The organism is Streptomyces sp. NPDC050549 (assembly GCF_040655035.1).
GTDB lineage: Bacteria > Actinomycetota > Actinomycetes > Streptomycetales > Streptomycetaceae > Streptomyces.
On record NZ_JBFAJD010000004.1, the window covers coordinates 222656 to 241322 of the forward strand.

Genomic DNA, 18667 nt, shown 5'->3' on the forward strand with positions numbered 1-18667 from the left:
CCTCAGTCCCATTCCAGGCCGCCGCGCCGCCATACGTACGCGTACGCGACGAAGACGGTGAGCACGAAGAGCAGCATCTCCACGAGCCCGAAAACACCCAGGGCGTCGAAGGTGACGGCCCAGGGGTAGAGGAAGACGATCTCGATGTCGAAGACGATGAAGAGCATCGCCGTCAGGTAGTACTTGATGGGGAAGCGCCCGCCGCCGGCCGGCGTGGGGGTCGGCTCGATGCCGCACTCGTACGCTTCGAGCTTGGCCCGGTTGTACCGCTTCGGACCGATCAGCGTGGCCATGACCACGGAGAAGATCGCAAAGCCTGCCCCGAGGGCTCCCAGTACGAGGATGGGCGCATACGCGTTCACCGCTCCTCGCTCCTCTCAGTCGGCACTGACTGCTGGCGATGGTGTCGGACTCACACCCACCTCACACACTCGGCAACTCCCGCCCGTCCCGGCGAAGATCGCGAACATGTGAAGCAGGTCACAAGCCCAACCGCTCCGCATCCTATGCCCGTCGCTCTGTGATCTGCGACACGGGGTATTACACAAGCTTTGTGATCTCCACCACCCGGCGAAGGATCATCACGTCGAGTGAGCGGCGATCTTCACACATGAAGCGCCCATGCGATCACCAGACGTGACATTTGCGCTCGTCACCGCAGGCCGCGAGCGGCGTCTCAATATCAAGAGACTTCTCTTGCATGCAAATTGGAGTTGGACGCGGCGGCTTGGTAGTGGGAGCCCGTTCACACGTCGGAAGGAGTCGGGCGGCACGATGTGGACGCGTGCACACGTTCACGAAGTCGGCGCCTCGCGGTACCCACACAGGACGCGAGCATTCCGGTAACCGTTCCGTGACCTGCACCACACTCATGAGAGGCGGATGAGAACCGGGCTTGGCCACCGGTCCCAACCAGTGGTAGGCGGCGGGCAATTCGGGCGTAACGACGAAAGGCCGTGATCACCGGCCTGATCACGAGGGTCCGCAATGTCCGTTACGGCGTCAATAAGGAACGACACACCCGAAGTTCGTGGTGCCCGTTGAACAATTGTGGCGCAGCACACGTTTCTTGAAGGTATGGAGGAGCCCCTGATACCGGTTGGTCTCATGTCCCACACCGCTCACATACGCAGCCACCGGAAACCCCGCCGCAGCGCGACGACGAACATCGCCGTGCGGGCCGGAGTTGCCGGTGGCGTTCTCAGCATGGCGGCGGCGGGCGCGGCCTCGGCCAACGCGGCCGAGACGACGCAGACCCTGCAACTGCCCACCCTGACGGCCGATCTGTCCACCCAGGTCGCACAGTCCGCCGAAGCCACCCAGCAGGCCGCGGCGAACTACCAGTTGCGCGCCGAGCGCGACGCGGCCGCCGCAAACGCCGCGAAGCAGGCGAAGGCGGACCTGGCGGACGCCAAGAAGAAGGCGGAGGCGAAGAAGAAGGCCCAGGAGGACGCCCGTAAGGCCGCTGCGGAGCGCGCCACGTCGCGGAGCACCGAGCGGACCACCCTGGCCGCTTCCACGGGCACCAGCACCTCCACGGGCTCGTCCACGGCCACGGGTTCGGCCGCGGCCGTCGTGGCCTTCGTGAAGGCGCAGATCGGCAAGTCCTACGTCCTGGGCGCCACCGGCCCCAGCGCCTACGACTGCTCCGGGCTCGTCGGTGCCGCCTTCAAGCAGGTCGGCATCAGCCTGCCGCGTGTCTCCCAGGACCAGTCGACCGCCGGTACTCAGGTGTCCCTGAGCAACCTTCAGGTCGGCGACATCCTGTACTGGGGCAGCGCGGGCAGCGCGTACCACGTCGCGGTGTATGTGGGCGACGGCATGTTCGTCGGCGCGCAGAACCCCTCCACCGGCATCGTGGAGCGGCCGCTGTCCTACGACCCGCCGACCGGCGCGGTGCGGGTGCTCTGAGCCCGCGCACGACGCCGTGAGCATGGGACCGTTGCCTCGGGGGCAGCGGTCCCCTCGGCATACCCCCACCGGGCTCTCCGGGCACACCCGGCGTTCCCTCTACCGGAGTTCGCGGCTCGCCTGAAAGGCTCTTCTCTCAAGGTTCTTCAGTTCGGCTGACCAGACAGCCGGACGCCAAACCTGAGGAGAGCAAGTCATGCCACGTGTCTTCGTCCAGGGAAGTCCCGTCGACACCTACCCCCGCCCCGCACCCGAGGCCGGGCGCGGTTCCGTGCGGCGCGTCACCGAGGTCGGCGAAGAGGTCCTGCACCGGCCGAGCCGGGACGTCACCGAGTTCGGGCCCGATCTCGCCGCGCTCATCGACGACATGTTCCTCACCATGTACGTCGCCGACGGGGCCGGCCTCGCGGCCAATCAAGTGGGCGTGGATCTGCGCCTGTTCGTGTACGACTGCCCGGACGACGACGGTGTCCGACATGTCGGACACATCGTCAACCCGGTGCTCGACCCGCTCGACCCCGCCGGGCGCCGGCTGCTCGACGAGGGCGAGGGGTGCCTGTCGGTGCCGGGGGCGGTGATGGACGTACCGCGTCCGGACCGGGCCGTGGTGCGCGGGCTCGACAAGGACGGCAATGCGCTTGTGATCGAGGGCACAGGGTACTTCGCGCGCTGCCTCGCCCATGAGACCGACCACGTCAACGGTCAGGTCTATCTGGACCGGCTCTCCAAGCGGGACCGCAAGGAGGCGCTGCGGCAGGTGGCGGACCGACGGGACGAGGTGTTCGCCCGCCGGGCCGCCAGGACGGCCGCGCTCAGCGACTGATCGCGCCTGCGCTCACGCCTTCGGCGCCACCTTGCTCAGCCCGTTGATGATGCGGTCCATCGCGTCGCCGCCCGTGGGATCGGTGAGGTTGGCCAGCATCTTCAGGGTGAACTTCATCAGCAGGGGGTGCGTCAGGCCGCGCTGGGCCGCGATCTTCATGACCTTCGGGTTGCCGATGAGCTTCACGAAGGCGCGGCCCAGCGTGTAGTAGCCGCCGTAGGTGTCCTTGAGGACCTGCGGGTAGCGGCGCAGGGCCAGTTCGCGGCTCGCGGGCGTGGGGCGGGCGTGGGCCTGGACGATGACGTCGGCGGCGATCTGGCCGGACTCCATGGCGTAGGCGATGCCCTCGCCGTTGAAGGGGTTCACCAGGCCGCCGGCGTCGCCGACCAGCAACAAGCCCTTCGTGTAGTGGGGTTGGCGGTTGAAGGCCATGGGGAGGGCGGCGCCGCGGATCGGGCCGGTCATGTTTTCGGGGGTGTAGCCCCAGTCCTCCGGCATGGACGCGCACCAGGCCTTCAGCACCTCGCGCCAGTCCAACTCCTTGAAGGAGTCGGAGGTGTTGAGGACGCCGAGACCGACGTTCGAGGTGCCGTCGCCCATGCCGAAGATCCAGCCGTAGCCGGGCAGGAGACGGTCCTCGGCGCCGCGGCGGTCCCACAGTTCCAGCCAGGACTCCAGGTAGTCGTCCTTGTGGCGGGGGCTCTCGAAATAGGTCCGCACCGCCACACCCATCGGGCGGTCCTCGCGGCGGTGCAGGCCCATCGCGAGGGAGAGGCGGGTGGAGTTGCCGTCGGCGGCGACCACCAGGGGCGCATGGAAGGTGACTTCGCGTTTCTCCTCGCCGAGCTTGGCGTTGACGCCGGTGATGTGGCCGGTGCGCTCGTCGATGATCGGGGCGCCGACATTGCAGCGCTCGTAGAGGCGGGCGCCCGCCTTCTGGGCGTTGCGGGCGAGCTGTTCGTCGAAGTCGTCGCGCTTGCGGACGAGGCCGTAGTCCGGGAAGGAGGCGAGTTCCGGCCAGTCCAGCTGGAGGCGGACGCCGCCGCCGATGATGCGCAGGCCCTTGTTGCGCAGCCAGCCGGCCTCCTCGGAGATGTCGATGCCCATGGCCACGAGCTGCTTGGTGGCGCGCGGGGTGAGGCCGTCGCCGCAGACCTTCTCGCGCGGGAACTCGGTCTTCTCCAGGAGGAGGACGTCGAGTCCGGACTTGGCGAGGTGGTAGGCGGTGGCGGAGCCGGCTGGCCCCGCGCCGACGACGATCACATCGGCGGTGTTTTCGGAGAGGGGCTCGGTCACGGCGGGATCTCCCCAAGTTCGGAATCTGCGTGCCGACCGGCACTGGACACGGGCAGTCTATTCAGCGCCACTGATCACCAGGCTGAAGGGCTGCCCCGTGAACCTAGCTCTCCCCGCAGTACGGTTGCGCGTCCCCACCGACGAGGACGCCGTCGCCTGGCACCGGGTCTTCGACCACCCGGACGTCATGGAGTTCCACGGCGGCAGGCCCGCGGAGCTGTCCGTCTACGAGGAGCTCACCGCCCGCCAGCGCCGGCACGACGCGGAACGCGGTTTCTGCCTGTGGACGATGCTCGACGACGAGGACCGCGTCATCGGCTTCACCGGCGCCCAGCCCTGGCCGCAGGACTGGGGGCCGAAGGGCGAGATCGAGATCGGCTGGCGGCTGGGGCGGGAGTTCTGGGGCCGGGGCTATGCCACGGCGGCGGCGGAGATGACCCTGGAGCGGGTGCGCGCGGCGGGTGTGCCGAGCGTGGTGGCAATGGTGCTGGCCCGCAACACCCGGTCGATCGCGGTGACCCGGCGGCTGGGGATGAGCCTCGACGAGGTGTTCACCACGCCCTCGCGCGCGGAGGAGGGACACTGCTACCGACTCGCACTGTAACCGAAAGTAACCAACAGCTACAGAACGACACTTGACGCTTCCGGTCGGGACCGGACCGGGGTTACCCTTCCGGTACCGCTGGGGGTGACATCTGTGCGCTTAACGCCCAAAACACCTGAAGTGCGCGTGCCGCGGCTCGTCGGCCTGATGGCCGTGGACGCGCGCGAGACAGCCCAGGCTCGCGGCCTGTTCATCAACGCGCCGGACCGGCCCGACTTCCATCTCGCCGTCGTCGACTACGTCGTACGGCAGTATCCGCAGCCCGATGCCGAGGTGCCGCGGGACTCCATGGTCTACGTGTGGTTCGACTTCGGTGAGGGGGACGGCGGGGGCGGTATGCGTGAGCCGCGCATACCCCGGCCGCCGAGCGGCGGGATGCAGCGCGAGCTGGACGAGCCGCCGGGCGACGCGTTCATCGCGACGATGATCAGCAGCCGACCGGGCCCGCCAGGTCCTTGAAACCGCGGTGGAGGGCGACGATTCCACCGCTCAGGTTGCGGTGGGCGACCTTCGACCAGCCCGCCTTGCGCAGGCGCTCGGCCAGCGCGGGCTGGTCGGGCCAGGCGCGGATGGACTCGGCGAGGTAGACGTAGGCGTCCGGGTTCGAGGAGACGGCGCGGGCGACCGGCGGCAGCGCGCGCATCAGGTACTCGGTGTAGACCGTGCGGAAGGGCGCCCAGGTCGGGTGCGAGAACTCGCAGATCACCACCCGGCCGCCGGGCTTGGTCACCCGGTACAACTCGCGCAGCGCGGTGTCCGTGTCCTGCACATTGCGCAGCCCGAAGGAGATGGTGACAGCGTCGAACGTGTCGTCCTTGAACGGCAGCTTCGTGGCGTCGCCGGCCGTGAGCGGCAGCCAGGGGTGGCGCTTCTTGCCGACCTGGAGCATGCCGAGGGAGAAGTCGCAGGGGACGACATAGGCGCCGCTCTGGGCGAAGGGCAGCGAGGAGGTGGCCGTACCGGCGGCCAGGTCCAGGATCTTCTGCGCGGGGCGGGCGTCGACCGCCTTGGTGACCTCCTTGCGCCATCGGCGGTCCTGGCCGAGCGACAGCACGTCGTTGGTGAGGTCGTACCGTTCCGCCACGTCGTCGAACATCGAGGCGACTTCGTGCGGCTGCTTGTCCAGGGATGCGCGGGTCACAGGTCCATTGTGGCAGTACGGGCCGGGCACCCCGAAGGCGCCCGGCCCGTAGCACTCCCGTCGAAAGGGAATCTCACGACGGCAGGAGTCTCGGTTTCTTCTTCGCGGCCACGTCCTCCACCCAGCCGCACAGCACGATGAAGACCGCGATGAGAATCCAGCCGATGCCGAACATGAACCACTGGCTCCCCAGCGGCAGCCACTTCTCGAAGGCGGGCACCTTCCAGAACTGGTCGGTCAGCGGCACCGCCAGCACGAGGGCGATCTCGTGCCAGAGATAGATGGTCACGGCCCGCGCGTTGAAGATCGTGACGACCCGGTCGAGCCGCTTGAAGCGGGTCAGCCAGGCGAAGTCGATGTTGAAGTAGGCCTTGGCCCACATCAGCAGCATGACGTAACCGGCGGACCAGTAGGTCTGGGCGAGCGGGTTCTCGTCCAGGTCGTAGGTGCCGGCCTCGGCCTGGTGTGTGAAGGCGTACCAGCCGCCGAAGACGATCGCCGCGATCGAGAGCGTGACCACCAGGAAGGGCTTCAGTTTCTGGAGCACCCCGTCGCGGTGGGCGAAGCCGAGGATCCAGCAGAAGAGGTACGTCGACAGGTCCCAGAGGGCGTTGCCGAAGCGGTTGTCCGGCCCCGACCACACGTACTTCAGGACGACGATCGGTACCAGGGTCAGCAGCAGCACCGGGATCGGCGCCTTGCGGAAGACCCACAGCAGTGCCGGCGAGAGCAGCACGAACCACAGATACGTCCGCAGGTACCAGAGGATCTCCCAGGCCTGAAGGCCCCAGGTGTTGCCAGGCGGATCCCCGACCGGCACCACCCAGAAGACGATCTGCCAGCCCGGCATCCAGTCGTGGATCATCATCGCCACGACCACGAAGAAGCCCCAGAACCAGAACGGCGGCAGCAGCCTCCGCATCCGGCTCCTGACCACCTTGAAGGCGGGCCGCTCCAGCGACTTCGCCATCAGCGTCCCGGCCAGCCCGAACATGATCCCCATCGAGGGGAACACCATCCCGCACCAGGCCCACCCGAAGGTGTGGTAGGTCACCACCCGGATCAGCGCGACGGCCCGCAGGGTGTCGAAGTACCGGTCGCGGCCCGCCGGTTTGGGCGCGGGCTGCTCAACGACCTCCTCGGCGGCCTCCTCCGCCACCGGCTCCGGCTCCGGCTCCGGCGCCAACTCCGGTTCCACGACAGGAAGAGGCGCCGTGGCGTACACCGGCTGCCCGTAGTCGACGTACTGCGGAGGCTGTTGCTGCTGTTGATACGGGTACGGCTGCTGCGGCTGGCCGTACCCGTCGTAGCCGTAAGGCTGTTGGGGGTACTGGGGTTGTTGGGGCGGGCCGTAGCCACCGCCGTATCCCTGTTGCTGCTCCCAGGTCATCCGTTCGCTCCCGCCGGTGTGCCGACCTCGCCGGTGCGCTTGAGTTTCTGCCAGCGCAGCCGCCCGCCGGTCAGGGCGGTGATGCTGGAGTGGATGAGGACCAGGTACATCATCTGGCGGTAGGCCAGTTGCTGCAGCGGCATCATCAGCAGGTAGCGGTACTTCTCCCGGTCCAGCCTGAACGCGTAGGCCGCGCAGAGGAGTTGGATGCCGAGGACCGCGAACCACATCGCGAGGGACGCCCAGAAGTCCACGAAGATCATCGAGTAGACGGTGAAGACGTCGATCAGCGGGGCGAAGACCGGCGTGATGATCTGGAAGATGACCACCAGGGGCATGCCGACCCGGCCGAAGCGGCCCGAAGGACCCTTGTCCGTGAGGGACTTGCGGTGCTTCCACAGCGCCTGCATGGTGCCGTAGGACCAGCGGTAGCGCTGCGACCAGAGCTGTTTGAGGGAGGCCGGGGCCTCGGTCCAGGCCCTGGCGTGCTCCTGGTAGACGACCCGCCAGCCCTCGCGGTGCATGGCGATGGTGATGTCGGTGTCCTCGGCGAGGGTGTCCTCGCTCATGCCGCCGACCTGGAGCACCGCGTCGCGGCGGAACGCGCCGATCGCGCCCGGGATGGTGGGCATGCAGCGCAGCAGGTCGTACATGCGGCGGTCGAGGTTGAAGCCCATCACGTACTCGATGTGCTGCCAGGCGCCGATGACCGTGTTGCGGTTGCCGACCTTGGCGTTGCCCGCGACCGCGCCCACCTCGGGGTCGGCGAAGGGCTGCACGAGCTGTCGTACGGTGTCGGGTTCGAAGACGGTGTCGCCGTCCATCATCACGACGATGTCGTAACTCGCGCTGCGCACACCGTTGTTGAGGGCGGCGGGCTTGCCCGCGTTCTCCTGGCGGATGACGCGGACGTTGTCCATGCCGAACGAGCGGGCCGCCTCACGGGCGATCTCCGAGGTGCCGTCCGAGGAGCCGTCGTCCACGACGATGATCTCGATCGGATGGGTGCTCTTCGCCAGTGATTCGAGCGTGTTGGCGATGCACTCCTTCTCGTTGTACGCCGGGACGATGACGGTCACCGGGCGGGTGACGGTCGGACCCCAGCTGAACCGGCGTTTGTTGCGCTGTCTGTAGTGGCGCCGGGCGAGGATCAGCATCATCCCGAAGCGGCTCATCACGGCCACACCGACGACCGTGAGGCCGGCCGCGAGTCCCGGCACCACCCACTCGGCGACCATGACGGCGTAGATGAGCGCCTTGCCCTCGTAGAGCGTCATGCCGGTGGCCTCGCGGTGGGCGCCCTGCTGGACCGAGATCCTGCGGGTGCCGTTCTGAGTGCCGCCCGTGTTGCCGCCGACAGCCGAACCGACCGTCTGGCCGCCGCCGGGGGTGGTGCCGCCGGGCGCTCCGGAAGGTGCCGCGGAGGGCTGCGCACCGGCCTCGACGGTGCCGGTGCTCGTCCCGGCGGCGGCACCCGCGCCCGCACCGGTGCCGCCCGCCGCCCGCTGGGCGGAGGTGTTCTTGGCGATGGCGCCGCTCACGGTGGTGAACGTGTAGCCCTTCGCCCTCATCTTCTCGATGTACTGCGGCAGCGCCTTCATGGTCTGCGTGCGCACACCACCGGCGTCGTGGAAGAGCACCGAGGAGCCCGAAGTCCCGGACGGCGTCGCCCACTTGATGATCTTCGCGACACCGGGCTGCTTCCAGTCGTCGCTGTCGGTGTCGACGAAGACGCTGGTGTAGCCGGAGGCGCCGAGCTTCTTGTAGACGGGGTAGCTGTAGTTGTCGATGGCGTCCGTCTCCGAGGAGTACGGCGCGCGGAACAGCGTGGTGGTGATACCGGCCGCGCCCGCGAGCGCGAGCTGCGTCTGTTCCATCTCCCGCTTGATGCGGGCGTCGCTCTGGTAGGACAGGTCGACGTGGGTGAAGGTGTGGATGCCCACCTCGTTGCCCTGCGCGACCATCTGCTTCACGATGTCCGGGTAGCGCGAGACCATCGAGCCCACGAGGAAGAACGTGCCCGGCACGTCGTACTTCTTGAGGATCTTCAGGACCGTCGGCGTGTAGGTGGGGTTCGGGCCGTCGTCGAAGGTGAGGACGATGGTCTTCTTCGGGATGGCCTGGGTGACCGGCTTGCCGTTGCGGAAGGTCAGGATCGGGCCGCCGTTGAGCACCTTGTCGGGCACCTTGCCGGCGCTCGCGCCGTCCCGGACGCGCTGGTCGCCGCCGACTTCCGCGCGCAGGTAGCCGTCGAGCAGCATCACGCAGGTGAGGCCGAGGAGAAGCAGCAGGGCGAGGATCACTCGGGGCCGTTGGAGCGCGGCGGCCTTGCCGGCCGCGCGCTCCATCCGAGTGGGGGCGCGTCGGCGCCCACGCGAGGGAGTCGTCGTAGTCATGTTTCGGTGGCGCTCCGGTCAGTGTGCGGTGGCTGAGGAGGACGGGGCCGCACTCGTGGGGGCGCCCGAAGGGATGTCGGTCGGAGCGCCGGTCGGAACACCGGAGGGCGCTACGCCGCCTCTGCCACCGTTGGGGCCGTAGCCGCCCCCGGGGGCCGAACCGGCCTGGCCGCCGCCGAAGGGCAGCAGTGAGGAGGGGTTCATGGATGTGCCCCAGCCCATGAACGCCATGCCGAGTACGAACGCGTACCCCAGGCAGACGGTGCCCATGAGGAGGCCGATCCGGCGCAGCACCTTTGACCGGCGGCCGGAGTTGTCAACGAACACGGGGCCTTCTGCGGCCCCGTTGCCGGCTTTGCGGCGGCGACCGCGCGCAGAAGCGTGGTTATCGATGGCGGACTCGGATTGCATTCCCCAGACATTAGGTCGCCTTTATGTGACCAAAACTCTGGTTCCCTTGTGAGCCCGCCAAGAAAAACGGCGCAACCTGTGCCTTTCCTTAGAGAACCCAGGAAATGCCTTATGAGCCGCCGGTGTCAGTAGTGTCCTCAATCTTCCGATTCGTCGCCCGAGTTGACCGATTCGAGCAACGATACCCGTGGTTTTCCTATGTTTTCTCTGTCTTCGTAAGACACAGCCCCATGTGCTTCATTTAGGCTTCGGAAACCGACTCTGTTTCCATCCTGAGACAGAAATCACCGTCCCGAGACGGAAAGGGTGCATGCTCAATGAGGAGTTTCCTGAAACCGGCGGCCGGGCTCACCTGCTTGTTTGCCCTGACGGTCACCGGCTGCTCCTCGAGCTCCGACGACTCGTCCGACGCGGCCCCATCGGCTCCACAGAAAGCGAGCACGGCACCCTCCGAAAGCCCCTCCTCAACGCCTTCGTCGAGCACGTCCTACGCCCCGTACGTCAGCGTCACCACCGCCTCCGACATGGACGGCACGGGGTCCCCGACGACGTACAACCTCGCCTTCGCGATCGCCTCCGGCAGCAGCTGCACGCCGAAGTGGAACGGGACGACCGCGATCGGCAACGCGGCCGTGAAGTCCAGGATCGCGGCGCTCAAGACGTCCGGCGCCACCGTCCGCGTCTCCTTCGGCGGGGCCTCCGGCAAGGAGCTGGCGGAGACCTGCACGAGTGTGACCGCGCTCGCGAAGGCCTACGGCGAGACGCTGGACGCGGCCGGTTCGACACAGGCCGACTTCGACATCGAGGGCGACACGCTCACCGACTCGGCGTCGGTCGCCCTGCGTTCCAAGGCGATAGCCGTGCTCCAGAAGGAGCGCACCGACCTCAAGGTGTCCTTCACGCTGCCCGTGATGCCGTCGGGGCTCGACTCCGACAGCCTGGCGCTGCTGGAGTCCGCGAACGACAACGCGGTCCAGGTCTCGACGGTCAACATCATGACGATGAATTACGGCGAGTCGTACACCAAGGACATGGGCGACTACGCGATCACATCTGCTACGGCCACGCACACCCAGTTGAAGAAGGTGTTCGGCCTTTCGGACGCCGGGGCGTGGCAGGGGATGGCGCTCACCTCGATGATCGGGGTGAACGATGTCTCGGGGGAGACGTTTTCGCTGTCGGACGCGGCACAGGTCCGGACGTTTGCCGAGGAGAAGGAGATCGCGTGGGTTTCCATGTGGTCGACATTTCGGGATCAGCAGTGTGAGAGCGGATCGTCCGACGACGATGCGGCTACCGATTGCAGTGGGGTGGCGCAGAGTTCGGGGGCGTTCGGGGAGGCGTTTGCCGGGTGACCGGTGCGTTGCCGAGTGACGGTGCGCTGTGGCTGGGCGCGCACCCCGCCCCCCCCTGTACAACTCAGCGGAGTCTGTGAACCAGCCGGCCCGCACACACCGTTGCGACGCAAGCGCCGGACTCGTCGAATACGGCGAGGTCGGCTCGGCCCCGGTCCGCAACGGTCGGTTGAGCGAGGATCAGGACGTCGTTCCGCCTCGCCGCCGACCGTAGTTCGGCTGAGTCGACGTACTTCTCCAGGACAGCCGTCGCGCCCGTCTTCAGTACGGCGTGGATCCGCTCCCGTGGGCTCGGGGCGGCCGGGAGCGGGCCCTCGTGGATGCGGGCGGGACCCAGGGTGCCCGGCCAACTCCGCACCCTCGCGCCGGGAAAGCGGTCCTGGATCTCCGCCCGCGTCCCCACACCCACGATTCGGGCGCCCTCGACGGCGACGGCCCCGCCCTCGTCCGCTGTGTGAATGGTCAGCACGGTCAGGTCAGTTGGCCGACAGGAGCTTCAACTCGGGGTGGGCCGTGCCGCCTTCGATCGCCGTGGACGAGATGTGGGACATGACCCGCTCGTCGACGGGGTCGTTCGCCGGGTCGTCGTGGACGACGATGTGCTCGTACGTCGTGGTCCGCTGGGCGGGGACGCGGCCCGCCTTGCGGATCAGGTCGATGATCTCCAGGCGGTTGGAGCGGTGCTTGGCGCCGGCCGAGGAGACGACGTTCTCCTCCAGCATGATCGAGCCGAGGTCGTCCGCGCCGTAGTGCAGGGAGAGTTGGCCGACCTCCTTGCCGGTGGTGAGCCAACTGCCCTGGATATGGGCGACGTTGTCCATGAAGAGGCGCGCGATGGCGATCATGCGCAGGTACTCGAAGAGCGTGGCCTGCGTGCGGCCCTTGAGGTGGTTGTTCTCGGGCTGGTAGGTGTACGGGATGAAGGCGCGGAAGCCGCCCGTCCGGTCCTGCACGTCACGGATCATCCGCAGGTGCTCGATGCGCTCGGCGTTGGTCTCGCCGGTGCCCATGAGCATGGTCGACGTGGACTCGACGCCCAGGTTGTGCGCCGCCTCCATGATCTCCAGCCAGCGCTCGCCGGACTCCTTGAGCGGGGCGATCGCCTTGCGCGGGCGGGCGGGCAGCAGCTCGGCGCCAGCACCGGCGAAGGAGTCGAGACCGGCCGCGTGGATGCGCGAGATGGCCTCCTCGACGGAGACCTTCGAGATACGGGCCATGTGCTCCACCTCGGACGCGCCGAGGGAGTGGATGACCAGCTGGGGGTACGCGGCCTTGATCGCGGCGAAGTGCTTCTCGTAGTACTCGACGCCGAAGTCCGGGTGGTGCCCGCCCTGGAACATGATCTGCGTGCCGCCGAGTTCGACGGTCTCCGCGCAGCGGCGCAGGATGTCGTCGAGGTCACGCGTCCAGCCCTTGGCGGTGTCCTTCGGGGCGGCGTAGAAGGCGCAGAACTTGCACGCCGTGACGCACACGTTCGTGTAGTTGATGTTCCGCTCGATGATGTACGTCGCGATGTGCTCCGTACCCGCGTACCGCCGCTTGCGTACGGCGTCGGCGGCGGCGCCGAGCGCGTGCAGCGGGGCGTCGCGGTAGAGGTCGAGCGCCTCTTCGGGGGTGATGCGCCCGCCCTCGGCGGCACGGTCGAGGACGGACTGAAGCTCGGCCTTCTCGGTCACCGGGAGGTCCCTTTCGTCAAGGGTTGTGGACGGACCTTGCCAGCCTACGCCAGCGGATTTCCTGCCCCGACCTCAGGCCGCGCGCGTCCCGGCCTCAGGCCGTGTACGCCCCGACCAGCAGCCCGAGGAAGGCACCGGCGAGCAGAAACGGCCCGAAACGGACATCGGGCCGCTGTCTCCGGCCGGGGAAAGCCCCGTAGAACCCCCTGAGCAGAAACCCCGCGAACGCGCCCAGCATCAGCGTCGGCCATCCGTACCACCCGAGCACGGCCCCCGCCCCGACCGCGAGTCTCACCTCCCCGGCGCCAAGGCCACCGCCACCGGGGTCGAGGCGCGACAGCCTGTAGTACCCGGCGCCCAGCGCGAGCGCCCCGAGCAGTGCGGTCGTCCAGTGGCCGGCGTGCTCGGGCAGGAAACGCACGACACCGAGGAGGGCGAGAGCAACGCCCGTGGCGGGGAGCGCCAGTTCGGTGACGGCCGGCAGGAGCGCGACCGGCGCGAGCAGCAGCCACACCGCCAGCTCGGGCCTGATCCCGGTGGCGACGGCGAGGGCGACGCACACCAGGACCACGAGGAGCGCGGTACCGGCCCCGCGCCGCCCGGCCCGCGCGACCACCGCGCCCGCACCGGCGCCCCACACTCCCGCGAGGGCGATGAGCAGATGGTCGTAGTCCATTGGACCGCTACCCGACCTTGGACAGCCGTGCGGTCGGGGAGCCCTCGGCGGAGCTGTCCGACGCGTAGGTGAGGTCGTCGCCGGTGGGGGTGAGGGTGACCGTGTGGACGGCCTGGTTGCACACGTCGCGGTTGGTCTTCGCGCCCGCCGCGCTCGCGAGGAGCCGGGTCTTGGTCACCTGCTTCAGGGTCAGTACGTCGTCGCAGACACCGCCGAGCTGGTCGGTCTGCCGGAGGACGCCCAGCCGCTGGCCGACGCTCGCCTTGGCGATCGTGAGCCGGAAGCTCCCGTCCGGGAGGGTGCCGCCGAGTGCGGTGCCCTCGCCCTCCCAGGTGCCGAGGTAGGAGGCAGGGACTGATTGCAGCGGGGTGGGGACGGGTGAACTCGGCCCGCCGCTCGGCTCCTTGCTGGACGCGGTGGTCGCCGCGCCGCTCGGCTCACGGCTGGACGCACTGCCCGGCCCGCCGGTCGAGGTCGCGGTGGGGGCGGAGCCCGCGGAGTTGTCCGTGCCCTTGTCGCCCGGGTGGATCCAGTAGAGGAAGACCGGTACCAGGGTCGCCACCGCGAGCGCCCCGGCGACGGCCAGGGCGACGGTGCAACCGACCCTGCGCCCCCGCCCGTTCGCGCCCGGAGCCGTCGTGGCGGCGACGGACACGGAGAACTTCCCGGGCCGCCTGCCGGAGTCCGGCGGGACGGTGTCGTTCAGGGGCAGGCCGTCGTGCGGAGGCGTGTCACGGGGTTCGGGCACGAAGGTGGGCGACCCCACGGCCGACCCCGCGGGCTGCTTCGGCATCACGGGCGCAGGCCCGAACGCCCCCGCCCCGGCGACACCGACCCCCGCCCCCACCGAGGGGCTGCTGAACCCCACCGGCCCCGAGGGCATCACCTCGGCCACCCCCGCCGCCTCAAGATTCAGCAGCTGTACGGCACTTCGGCTCACCTGCTCGACCAGCGCCCCCGGCAGCCACCCGCCGGCGACCAGCCGCGCGGCCCCTTCGGGAGCGAGCCGCCGGGACACCTCGCCCGGACTCGGCCGCGAGGCGGGGTCCTTGGCCAGACAGGCACTCGCCAGCTCCCGCAAGTCCCCGTCCATCTCCCCCAGTCGGGGTTCCTCGTGGACGACCTTGTAGAGCAGCGCGGCGGAGGAGTCACCGGGGAAGGGGGACTCGCCGGTGGCCGCGTACACCAGCACGGCCCCCAGAGAGAAGACATCGGACGCCCCCGTCGCGCCCTTCCCGAGGATCTGCTCGGGGGCCATGTAGCCCGGTGAGCCGACGGAGACCCCGGTGGAGGTGAGGGAGGCCGTGCCGTCCGTGGCGCGGGCGATCCCGAAGTCGATGAGGAGGGGGCCGTCGAGGGTGAGGAGCACGTTGGACGGTTTGACGTCCCGGTGCACGAGCCCCAGTTCGTGGACGGCCGTCAGCGCCTCGGCGAGCCCCGCGCCCAGGGCCCGTACCGAAGCGGTGGGCAGTGGTCCGCCGTCCGCGACGGCGGCGGAGAGCGACGGACCGGCCGCGTACGCGGTGGCGACCCACGGCACGGCGGCCTCCGGGTCCGCGTCCAGGACGGGCGCGGTCCAGGCGCCGCCCACCCGGCGCGCGGCGTCGACCTCGCGGCGGAAGCGGGCGCGGAACTCCTCGTCGAGCGCGAAGTGCGGATGCACGATCTTGACCGCAACCGTGCGACCGCCCGCGCTGCGCCCGAGATAGACCCGCCCCATCCCGCCGGAGCCGAGCCGTCCGAGCAGCCGGTAGGGCCCCACGACCGTGGGTTCGTCGCTGCCGAGCGGTTGCATGCCGTCCACCCCTCCCCCGTACGACTTCCAGCAGGGTAGTGCGCCGCGCCCCTCCGGTTCCTAGGGCTGGAGCAGATCCACCTTCACGTCGGCCGGGAAGCCGGTGGTCGCCCCCACCCGGCGGGCGAACTCGGCGACGGCGGCCAGCTGGGGCGCGCCGAAGCGGAAGTCGAGGGTGGTGAAGTAGCGCTCCAGGACCTCTTCGTCGAAGTCCTCCCAGCGGGCGGCCTGTTCGGCGACCTTGCCAACCTCTTCCAGGGAGAGGTTGCGGGACGCGAGGAAGGCCTCGTGCACCTTGCGGGTGATGCCCGGTTCGCGTTCCAGGTAGTCGCGGCGGGCGGCCCACACGGCGAAGACGAACGGCAGCCCGGTCCACTCCTTCCAGAGCGTGCCGAGGTCGTGCACCTCCAGCCCGAAGCGGGGCCCGTCGAGCAGGTTGGCGCGCAGCGCCGCGTCACCGATGAGTACGGCGGCCTCGGCCTCCTGCATCATCAGGCTCAGGTCGGGCGGGCAGGTGTAGTAGTCGGGGCGCACGCCGTAGCGCTCGGCCAGCAGGAGCTGGGCGAGGCGGACCGAGGTGCGCGAGGTGGAGCCGAGGGCGACCCGGCGGCCGTCGAGCTGGTCCAGCGGGACCTGCGAGACGATCACGCAGGACATCACCGGGCCGTCGCAGCCGACGGCGATGTCCGGGAAGGCGACCAGGTCGTCGGCGTTGCGGAGGAACTCGACGAGCGTGATGGGCCCGATGTCGAGGTCCCCGCGCACCAGCTGCTCGCTGAGCTTCTCCGGGGTGTCCTTGGTGAGCTCGAAGTCGAGAAGCGTGCCTGTCCTCGCGAGCCCCCAGTACAGGGGCAGGCAGTTCAGGAACTGGATGTGGCCGACGCGCGGCCGGGTGCGAGAATTGTCCACAACGCGAGGCTAGACCTCATGAGGTACGCTCCATACTTCGGCCCCACAGTCAAGCCTTTGGCGATCTTCAAACGTCCGGGTGATGTGATCTTGGCCTCTATTGCTTTCGGCTGCCCGCGTGCTAGGCTCGCCGCAAGTTGCAGTTTGGTTTCCCTTGCAGTACAGAGCCTGCGGAGCATGTAACCGCAGGCTCTAGTCGTTTTCAGACGTATGCAGTAGTGCGGGACTTGTTTTCACACTTGCAGGGTTCTGGAGCAGGGCAACCCTTTGGGCCCAAGGAGGGCTTATGGCTACCGGAACCGTGAAGTGGTTCAACGCCGAAAAGGGCTTTGGCTTCATCGCCCAAGAAGGCGGCGGCCCCGACGTCTTCGTTCACTACTCCGCGATCAACGCGAGCGGTTTCCGTTCGCTGGAGGAGAACCAGCAGGTCTCCTTCGACGTGACCCAGGGCCCGAAGGGCCCGCAGGCGGAGAACGTCACCCCCGTCTGAGTCACACGATCGTAGTTATTCGGTCTCGGAGCCTGGTGCTTTGATCCGGAACAGATAAGCAGTACCCAAGGAGCCCCGTGCCGCAAGGCAACGGGGCTCCTGCCTTTCCCCGTACGAAGGCCTCATACGTGCTGCATCACCAGCACGAACATGGTCCCGGCCGCCAGCGCCTCATAGGTGTGCGGCACATCACCCCGATACGCCATGTAGTCCCCGGGCCCGAGCTCCACCGTCTCCCCGCCCGGCCCGGCCTTCACCCGCCCCGCGCCGACGACGATGTGCTCCACCGTCCCCGGGATGTGCGGCTCGGAGTCCCGCACGGTCCCGGGCTCCAGCCGCACGTAGTAGATGTCCCGGCGCGCCCCCGGCAGGCTCGCCGAGAGCAGCGTGGCCGTATAGCTGGACTGCTCGGAGTGGACGGTCGGCCCGTCCCCCGCGCGGATCACCTGCACGGACGGCGTCGGCGGCTCCACCAGCACGCTGAACGGCACCCCGAGCGCGACGGCCAGCGCCCAGATCGTCTCCATGCTCGGATTCCCGCCGGCCGCCTCCAACTGCGACAGCGTGGACTTCGCGATGCCGGCCCGCTTGGCCAACTCGGAGAGGGAGAGCCCCGCACGGGTGCGCTCGCGGCGCAGTGCGGCGGCGATCCAGTCCAGGGGAAGCCGGGCCGGCACGTCGGAGATGTCGGACGCCATGTTCGCTCCATCGGTACGATCGTTCGCCTTGACGAACATATCCACTGCTGTTCATTCTAGAGAACATGCGTACGGCACAGCGAACACCCGCTCTCGCGGTGCTCCCGGAAACGGTCCGGGACGCCTCCCTCGTCTGGCTGGCCGGCGGCATCGTGGGCGTCTCCTTCGGCGCGATCGCGGTGGCCGGCGGGCTGCCGGTCTGGGTCCCGGTGACCATGTCCCTGCTGGTCTACGCGGGCTCGGCCCAGTTCAGCGCGGTCGGCGTACTCCTCGCCGGCGGCGGCCCGCTCGCCGCGACGGCCACCGGCCTGCTCCTCAACACCCGCACGGCCGCGTACAGCCTGGCCGTGGCCGACATCCTGGGCAGCAGCCGCCTCGCCCGGCTGGTCGGCGCGCACCTCGTGACCGACGAAACGGTGGCCTTCGCCCTCGCACAGCAGGATCCGCCACGACGCCGGATCGCGTTCTGGGTCTCCGGGCTCGGCCTCTTCGCGGCCTGGAACACCGGGGTGCTGATCGGCGCGCTCGCCGGCGGCGCACTCGGCGACACCGACGCCTACGGCCTGGACGCGGCCTTCCCCGCCGTCCTCGTGGCCCTCACTCTGCCCTCGGTGCGGAAGGACGCGGGGGTACGGCGGCCCGCACTGCTCGGTGCGGTCGTGGCGGTCGCGGTGACGGTGGCTCCGGGCGTACCGGCGGGGGTCCCGGTGCTGCCGGCCCTGGCGGGACTCGTGCTGTACCGGCGGAGGGCGGCGGCATGAGCCCGCCGGTGGCCGTGATCCTGGCGCTGGCGGTCGGGACGTACACCTTCCGGCTGGTCGGGCCGGTGCTGCACGGGCGGGTCGAACTCTCCGCCCGCGTACAGGAGTTGCTGTCCGCCGGGGCAGTGGTGCTGCTGGTCGCGCTGCTGGCGACCGGGGCGCTGACGGAAGGGGGCGGGTTCGCGGGGTGGGCCCGGCCGGCCGGGGTGCTGGCGGGTGGTGTGCTGGCTTGGCGGCGGGCGCCGTTCGTGGTGGTGGTGCTGGGGGCGGCCGGGGTGACGGCGGTGCTCCGGGTGGCCGGGGTGGCCTGAACCGGGGGGGCGTCGAACGGGCGT

20 protein-coding genes are annotated in these 18667 nt (G+C 69.1%); 8 read left to right on the forward strand and 12 right to left on the reverse strand.

Going from position 1 to position 18667, the window contains the following annotated elements; translation table 11 throughout:
* Positions 1-2 precede the first annotated feature (2 nt).
* The gene (locus AB0I51_RS08960; protein WP_007383963.1) at positions 3-362 is read right to left on the reverse strand and encodes an NADH-quinone oxidoreductase subunit A; all 360 of its coding nucleotides are present in this window, start codon (positions 360-362) and stop codon (positions 3-5) included.
* Positions 363-1107: 745 nt separating this feature from the next.
* On the opposite strand from AB0I51_RS08960, the gene AB0I51_RS08965 reads away from it, so the two are divergent.
* Together AB0I51_RS08965 and def are read left to right on the forward strand one after the other, a co-directional pair.
* Positions 1108-1911, forward strand: coding sequence for a C40 family peptidase (locus AB0I51_RS08965; RefSeq protein WP_362972847.1), 804 nt, complete (start codon positions 1108-1110; stop codon positions 1909-1911).
* A gap of 196 nt (positions 1912-2107) precedes the next feature.
* The gene (gene def, locus AB0I51_RS08970; protein ID WP_362972849.1) at positions 2108-2734 is read left to right on the forward strand and encodes a peptide deformylase; all 627 of its coding nucleotides are present in this window, start codon (positions 2108-2110) and stop codon (positions 2732-2734) included.
* A gap of 12 nt (positions 2735-2746) precedes the next feature.
* Here the strand turns inward: def and AB0I51_RS08975 are convergent, their stop codons facing one another.
* Entirely contained in the window at positions 2747-4030 is a 1284-nt protein-coding gene (locus AB0I51_RS08975; protein WP_019074293.1) for a geranylgeranyl reductase family protein, read from the reverse strand.
* 97 nt (positions 4031-4127) lie between these two features.
* Here AB0I51_RS08975 and AB0I51_RS08980 point away from each other — a divergent pair, with 97 nt between their 5' ends.
* Both AB0I51_RS08980 and AB0I51_RS08985 read left to right on the forward strand, forming a co-directional pair.
* On the forward strand, positions 4128-4634 hold the full coding sequence (locus tag AB0I51_RS08980; RefSeq protein ID WP_362972852.1) for a GNAT family N-acetyltransferase: 507 nt from the start codon (positions 4128-4130) through the stop codon (positions 4632-4634).
* A gap of 120 nt (positions 4635-4754) precedes the next feature.
* Entirely contained in the window at positions 4755-5093 is a 339-nt protein-coding gene (locus AB0I51_RS08985) for a PASTA domain-containing protein (protein ID WP_362972854.1), read from the forward strand.
* Here the strand turns inward: AB0I51_RS08985 and AB0I51_RS08990 are convergent.
* The 4 genes from AB0I51_RS08990 to AB0I51_RS09005 all read right to left on the reverse strand — a co-directional run bounded on the left by AB0I51_RS08990 (position 5062) and on the right by AB0I51_RS09005 (position 9888).
* On the reverse strand, positions 5062-5775 hold the full coding sequence (locus AB0I51_RS08990) for a demethylmenaquinone methyltransferase (RefSeq protein WP_362972856.1): 714 nt from the start codon (positions 5773-5775) through the stop codon (positions 5062-5064). The two genes, AB0I51_RS08985 and AB0I51_RS08990, sit on opposite strands and share 32 nt — an antisense overlap.
* A gap of 73 nt (positions 5776-5848) precedes the next feature.
* A complete protein-coding gene (locus AB0I51_RS08995) occupies positions 5849-7165 on the reverse strand; it encodes an acyltransferase (protein WP_362972858.1) in 1317 nt (438 codons plus the stop codon).
* Positions 7162-9561, reverse strand: a complete 2400-nt coding sequence (locus tag AB0I51_RS09000) for a bifunctional polysaccharide deacetylase/glycosyltransferase family 2 protein (protein ID WP_362972860.1) — start codon at positions 9559-9561, stop codon at positions 7162-7164. The genes AB0I51_RS08995 and AB0I51_RS09000 overlap by 4 nt, the downstream gene beginning before the upstream one ends.
* 18 nt (positions 9562-9579) lie before the next feature.
* The gene (locus tag AB0I51_RS09005; protein WP_362972862.1) at positions 9580-9888 is read right to left on the reverse strand and encodes a hypothetical protein; all 309 of its coding nucleotides are present in this window, start codon (positions 9886-9888) and stop codon (positions 9580-9582) included.
* A 401-nt stretch (positions 9889-10289) separates the two neighbouring features.
* On the opposite strand from AB0I51_RS09005, the gene AB0I51_RS09010 reads away from it, so the two are divergent.
* Positions 10290-11327, forward strand: coding sequence for a chitinase (locus tag AB0I51_RS09010; RefSeq protein ID WP_362972864.1), 1038 nt, complete (start codon positions 10290-10292; stop codon positions 11325-11327).
* A 64-nt stretch (positions 11328-11391) separates the two neighbouring features.
* Here the strand turns inward: AB0I51_RS09010 and AB0I51_RS09015 are convergent, their stop codons facing one another.
* From AB0I51_RS09015 to AB0I51_RS09035, 5 genes are all read right to left on the reverse strand, one after another.
* Positions 11392-11796 (reverse strand): hypothetical protein, encoded by a 405-nt coding sequence (locus AB0I51_RS09015; protein ID WP_362972866.1) that lies wholly within the window; start codon positions 11794-11796, stop codon positions 11392-11394.
* Positions 11797-11803: 7 nt separating this feature from the next.
* Positions 11804-13003 (reverse strand): cyclic dehypoxanthinyl futalosine synthase, encoded by a 1200-nt coding sequence (gene mqnC, locus AB0I51_RS09020; protein WP_362972868.1) that lies wholly within the window; start codon positions 13001-13003, stop codon positions 11804-11806.
* Between the two features lie 94 nt (positions 13004-13097).
* A complete protein-coding gene (locus AB0I51_RS09025) occupies positions 13098-13679 on the reverse strand; it encodes a hypothetical protein (RefSeq protein ID WP_362972870.1) in 582 nt (193 codons plus the stop codon).
* A gap of 7 nt (positions 13680-13686) precedes the next feature.
* A complete protein-coding gene (locus AB0I51_RS09030) occupies positions 13687-15474 on the reverse strand; it encodes a serine/threonine-protein kinase (RefSeq protein ID WP_362972872.1) in 1788 nt (595 codons plus the stop codon).
* Between the two features lie 60 nt (positions 15475-15534).
* Entirely contained in the window at positions 15535-16383 is an 849-nt protein-coding gene (locus AB0I51_RS09035; RefSeq protein ID WP_362972875.1) for a menaquinone biosynthesis protein, read from the reverse strand.
* Positions 16384-16669: 286 nt separating this feature from the next.
* Here AB0I51_RS09035 and AB0I51_RS09040 point away from each other — a divergent pair, with 286 nt between their 5' ends.
* Positions 16670-16873: a cold-shock protein gene (locus tag AB0I51_RS09040; protein WP_003992177.1), complete on the forward strand. Its 204-nt coding sequence runs from the start codon at positions 16670-16672 to the stop codon at positions 16871-16873.
* A 122-nt stretch (positions 16874-16995) separates the two neighbouring features.
* On the opposite strand, the gene AB0I51_RS09045 is transcribed toward AB0I51_RS09040, so the two are convergent.
* Complete coding sequence (locus tag AB0I51_RS09045; RefSeq protein ID WP_362972877.1) at positions 16996-17571, reverse strand: XRE family transcriptional regulator; 576 nt, start codon at positions 17569-17571, stop codon at positions 16996-16998.
* A gap of 65 nt (positions 17572-17636) precedes the next feature.
* Here AB0I51_RS09045 and AB0I51_RS09050 point away from each other — a divergent pair, with 65 nt between their 5' ends.
* Positions 17637-18332 (forward strand): AzlC family ABC transporter permease, encoded by a 696-nt coding sequence (locus AB0I51_RS09050; protein ID WP_362972879.1) that lies wholly within the window; start codon positions 17637-17639, stop codon positions 18330-18332.
* Positions 18329-18643: an AzlD domain-containing protein gene (locus AB0I51_RS09055; protein WP_362972881.1), complete on the forward strand. Its 315-nt coding sequence runs from the start codon at positions 18329-18331 to the stop codon at positions 18641-18643. Before AB0I51_RS09050 ends, AB0I51_RS09055 begins: the two co-directional genes overlap by 4 nt.
* Positions 18644-18667: the final 24 nt, after the last annotated feature.

Excerpts from the sequence above, each read along its gene's own strand:
- AB0I51_RS08965 (WP_362972847.1), top strand. The coding sequence starts at position 1,108 with ATGTCCCACACCGCTCACATACGCAGCCACCGGAAACCCCGCCGCAGC.
- def (WP_362972849.1), top strand. The coding sequence starts at position 2,108 with ATGCCACGTGTCTTCGTCCAGGGAAGTCCCGTCGACACCTACCCCCGC.
- AB0I51_RS08995 (WP_362972858.1), bottom strand. The coding sequence starts at position 7,165 with ATGACCTGGGAGCAGCAACAGGGATACGGCGGTGGCTACGGCCCGCCC.
- AB0I51_RS09000 (WP_362972860.1), bottom strand. The coding sequence starts at position 9,561 with ATGACTACGACGACTCCCTCGCGTGGGCGCCGACGCGCCCCCACTCGG.
- AB0I51_RS09010 (WP_362972864.1), top strand. The coding sequence starts at position 10,290 with ATGAGGAGTTTCCTGAAACCGGCGGCCGGGCTCACCTGCTTGTTTGCC.
- AB0I51_RS09025 (WP_362972870.1), bottom strand. The coding sequence starts at position 13,679 with ATGGACTACGACCATCTGCTCATCGCCCTCGCGGGAGTGTGGGGCGCC.
- AB0I51_RS09030 (WP_362972872.1), bottom strand. The coding sequence starts at position 15,474 with ATGCAACCGCTCGGCAGCGACGAACCCACGGTCGTGGGGCCCTACCGG.
- AB0I51_RS09040 (WP_003992177.1), top strand. The coding sequence starts at position 16,670 with ATGGCTACCGGAACCGTGAAGTGGTTCAACGCCGAAAAGGGCTTTGGC.
- AB0I51_RS09045 (WP_362972877.1), bottom strand. The coding sequence starts at position 17,571 with ATGGCGTCCGACATCTCCGACGTGCCGGCCCGGCTTCCCCTGGACTGG.
- AB0I51_RS09050 (WP_362972879.1), top strand. The coding sequence starts at position 17,637 with ATGCGTACGGCACAGCGAACACCCGCTCTCGCGGTGCTCCCGGAAACG.
- AB0I51_RS09055 (WP_362972881.1), top strand. The coding sequence starts at position 18,329 with ATGAGCCCGCCGGTGGCCGTGATCCTGGCGCTGGCGGTCGGGACGTAC.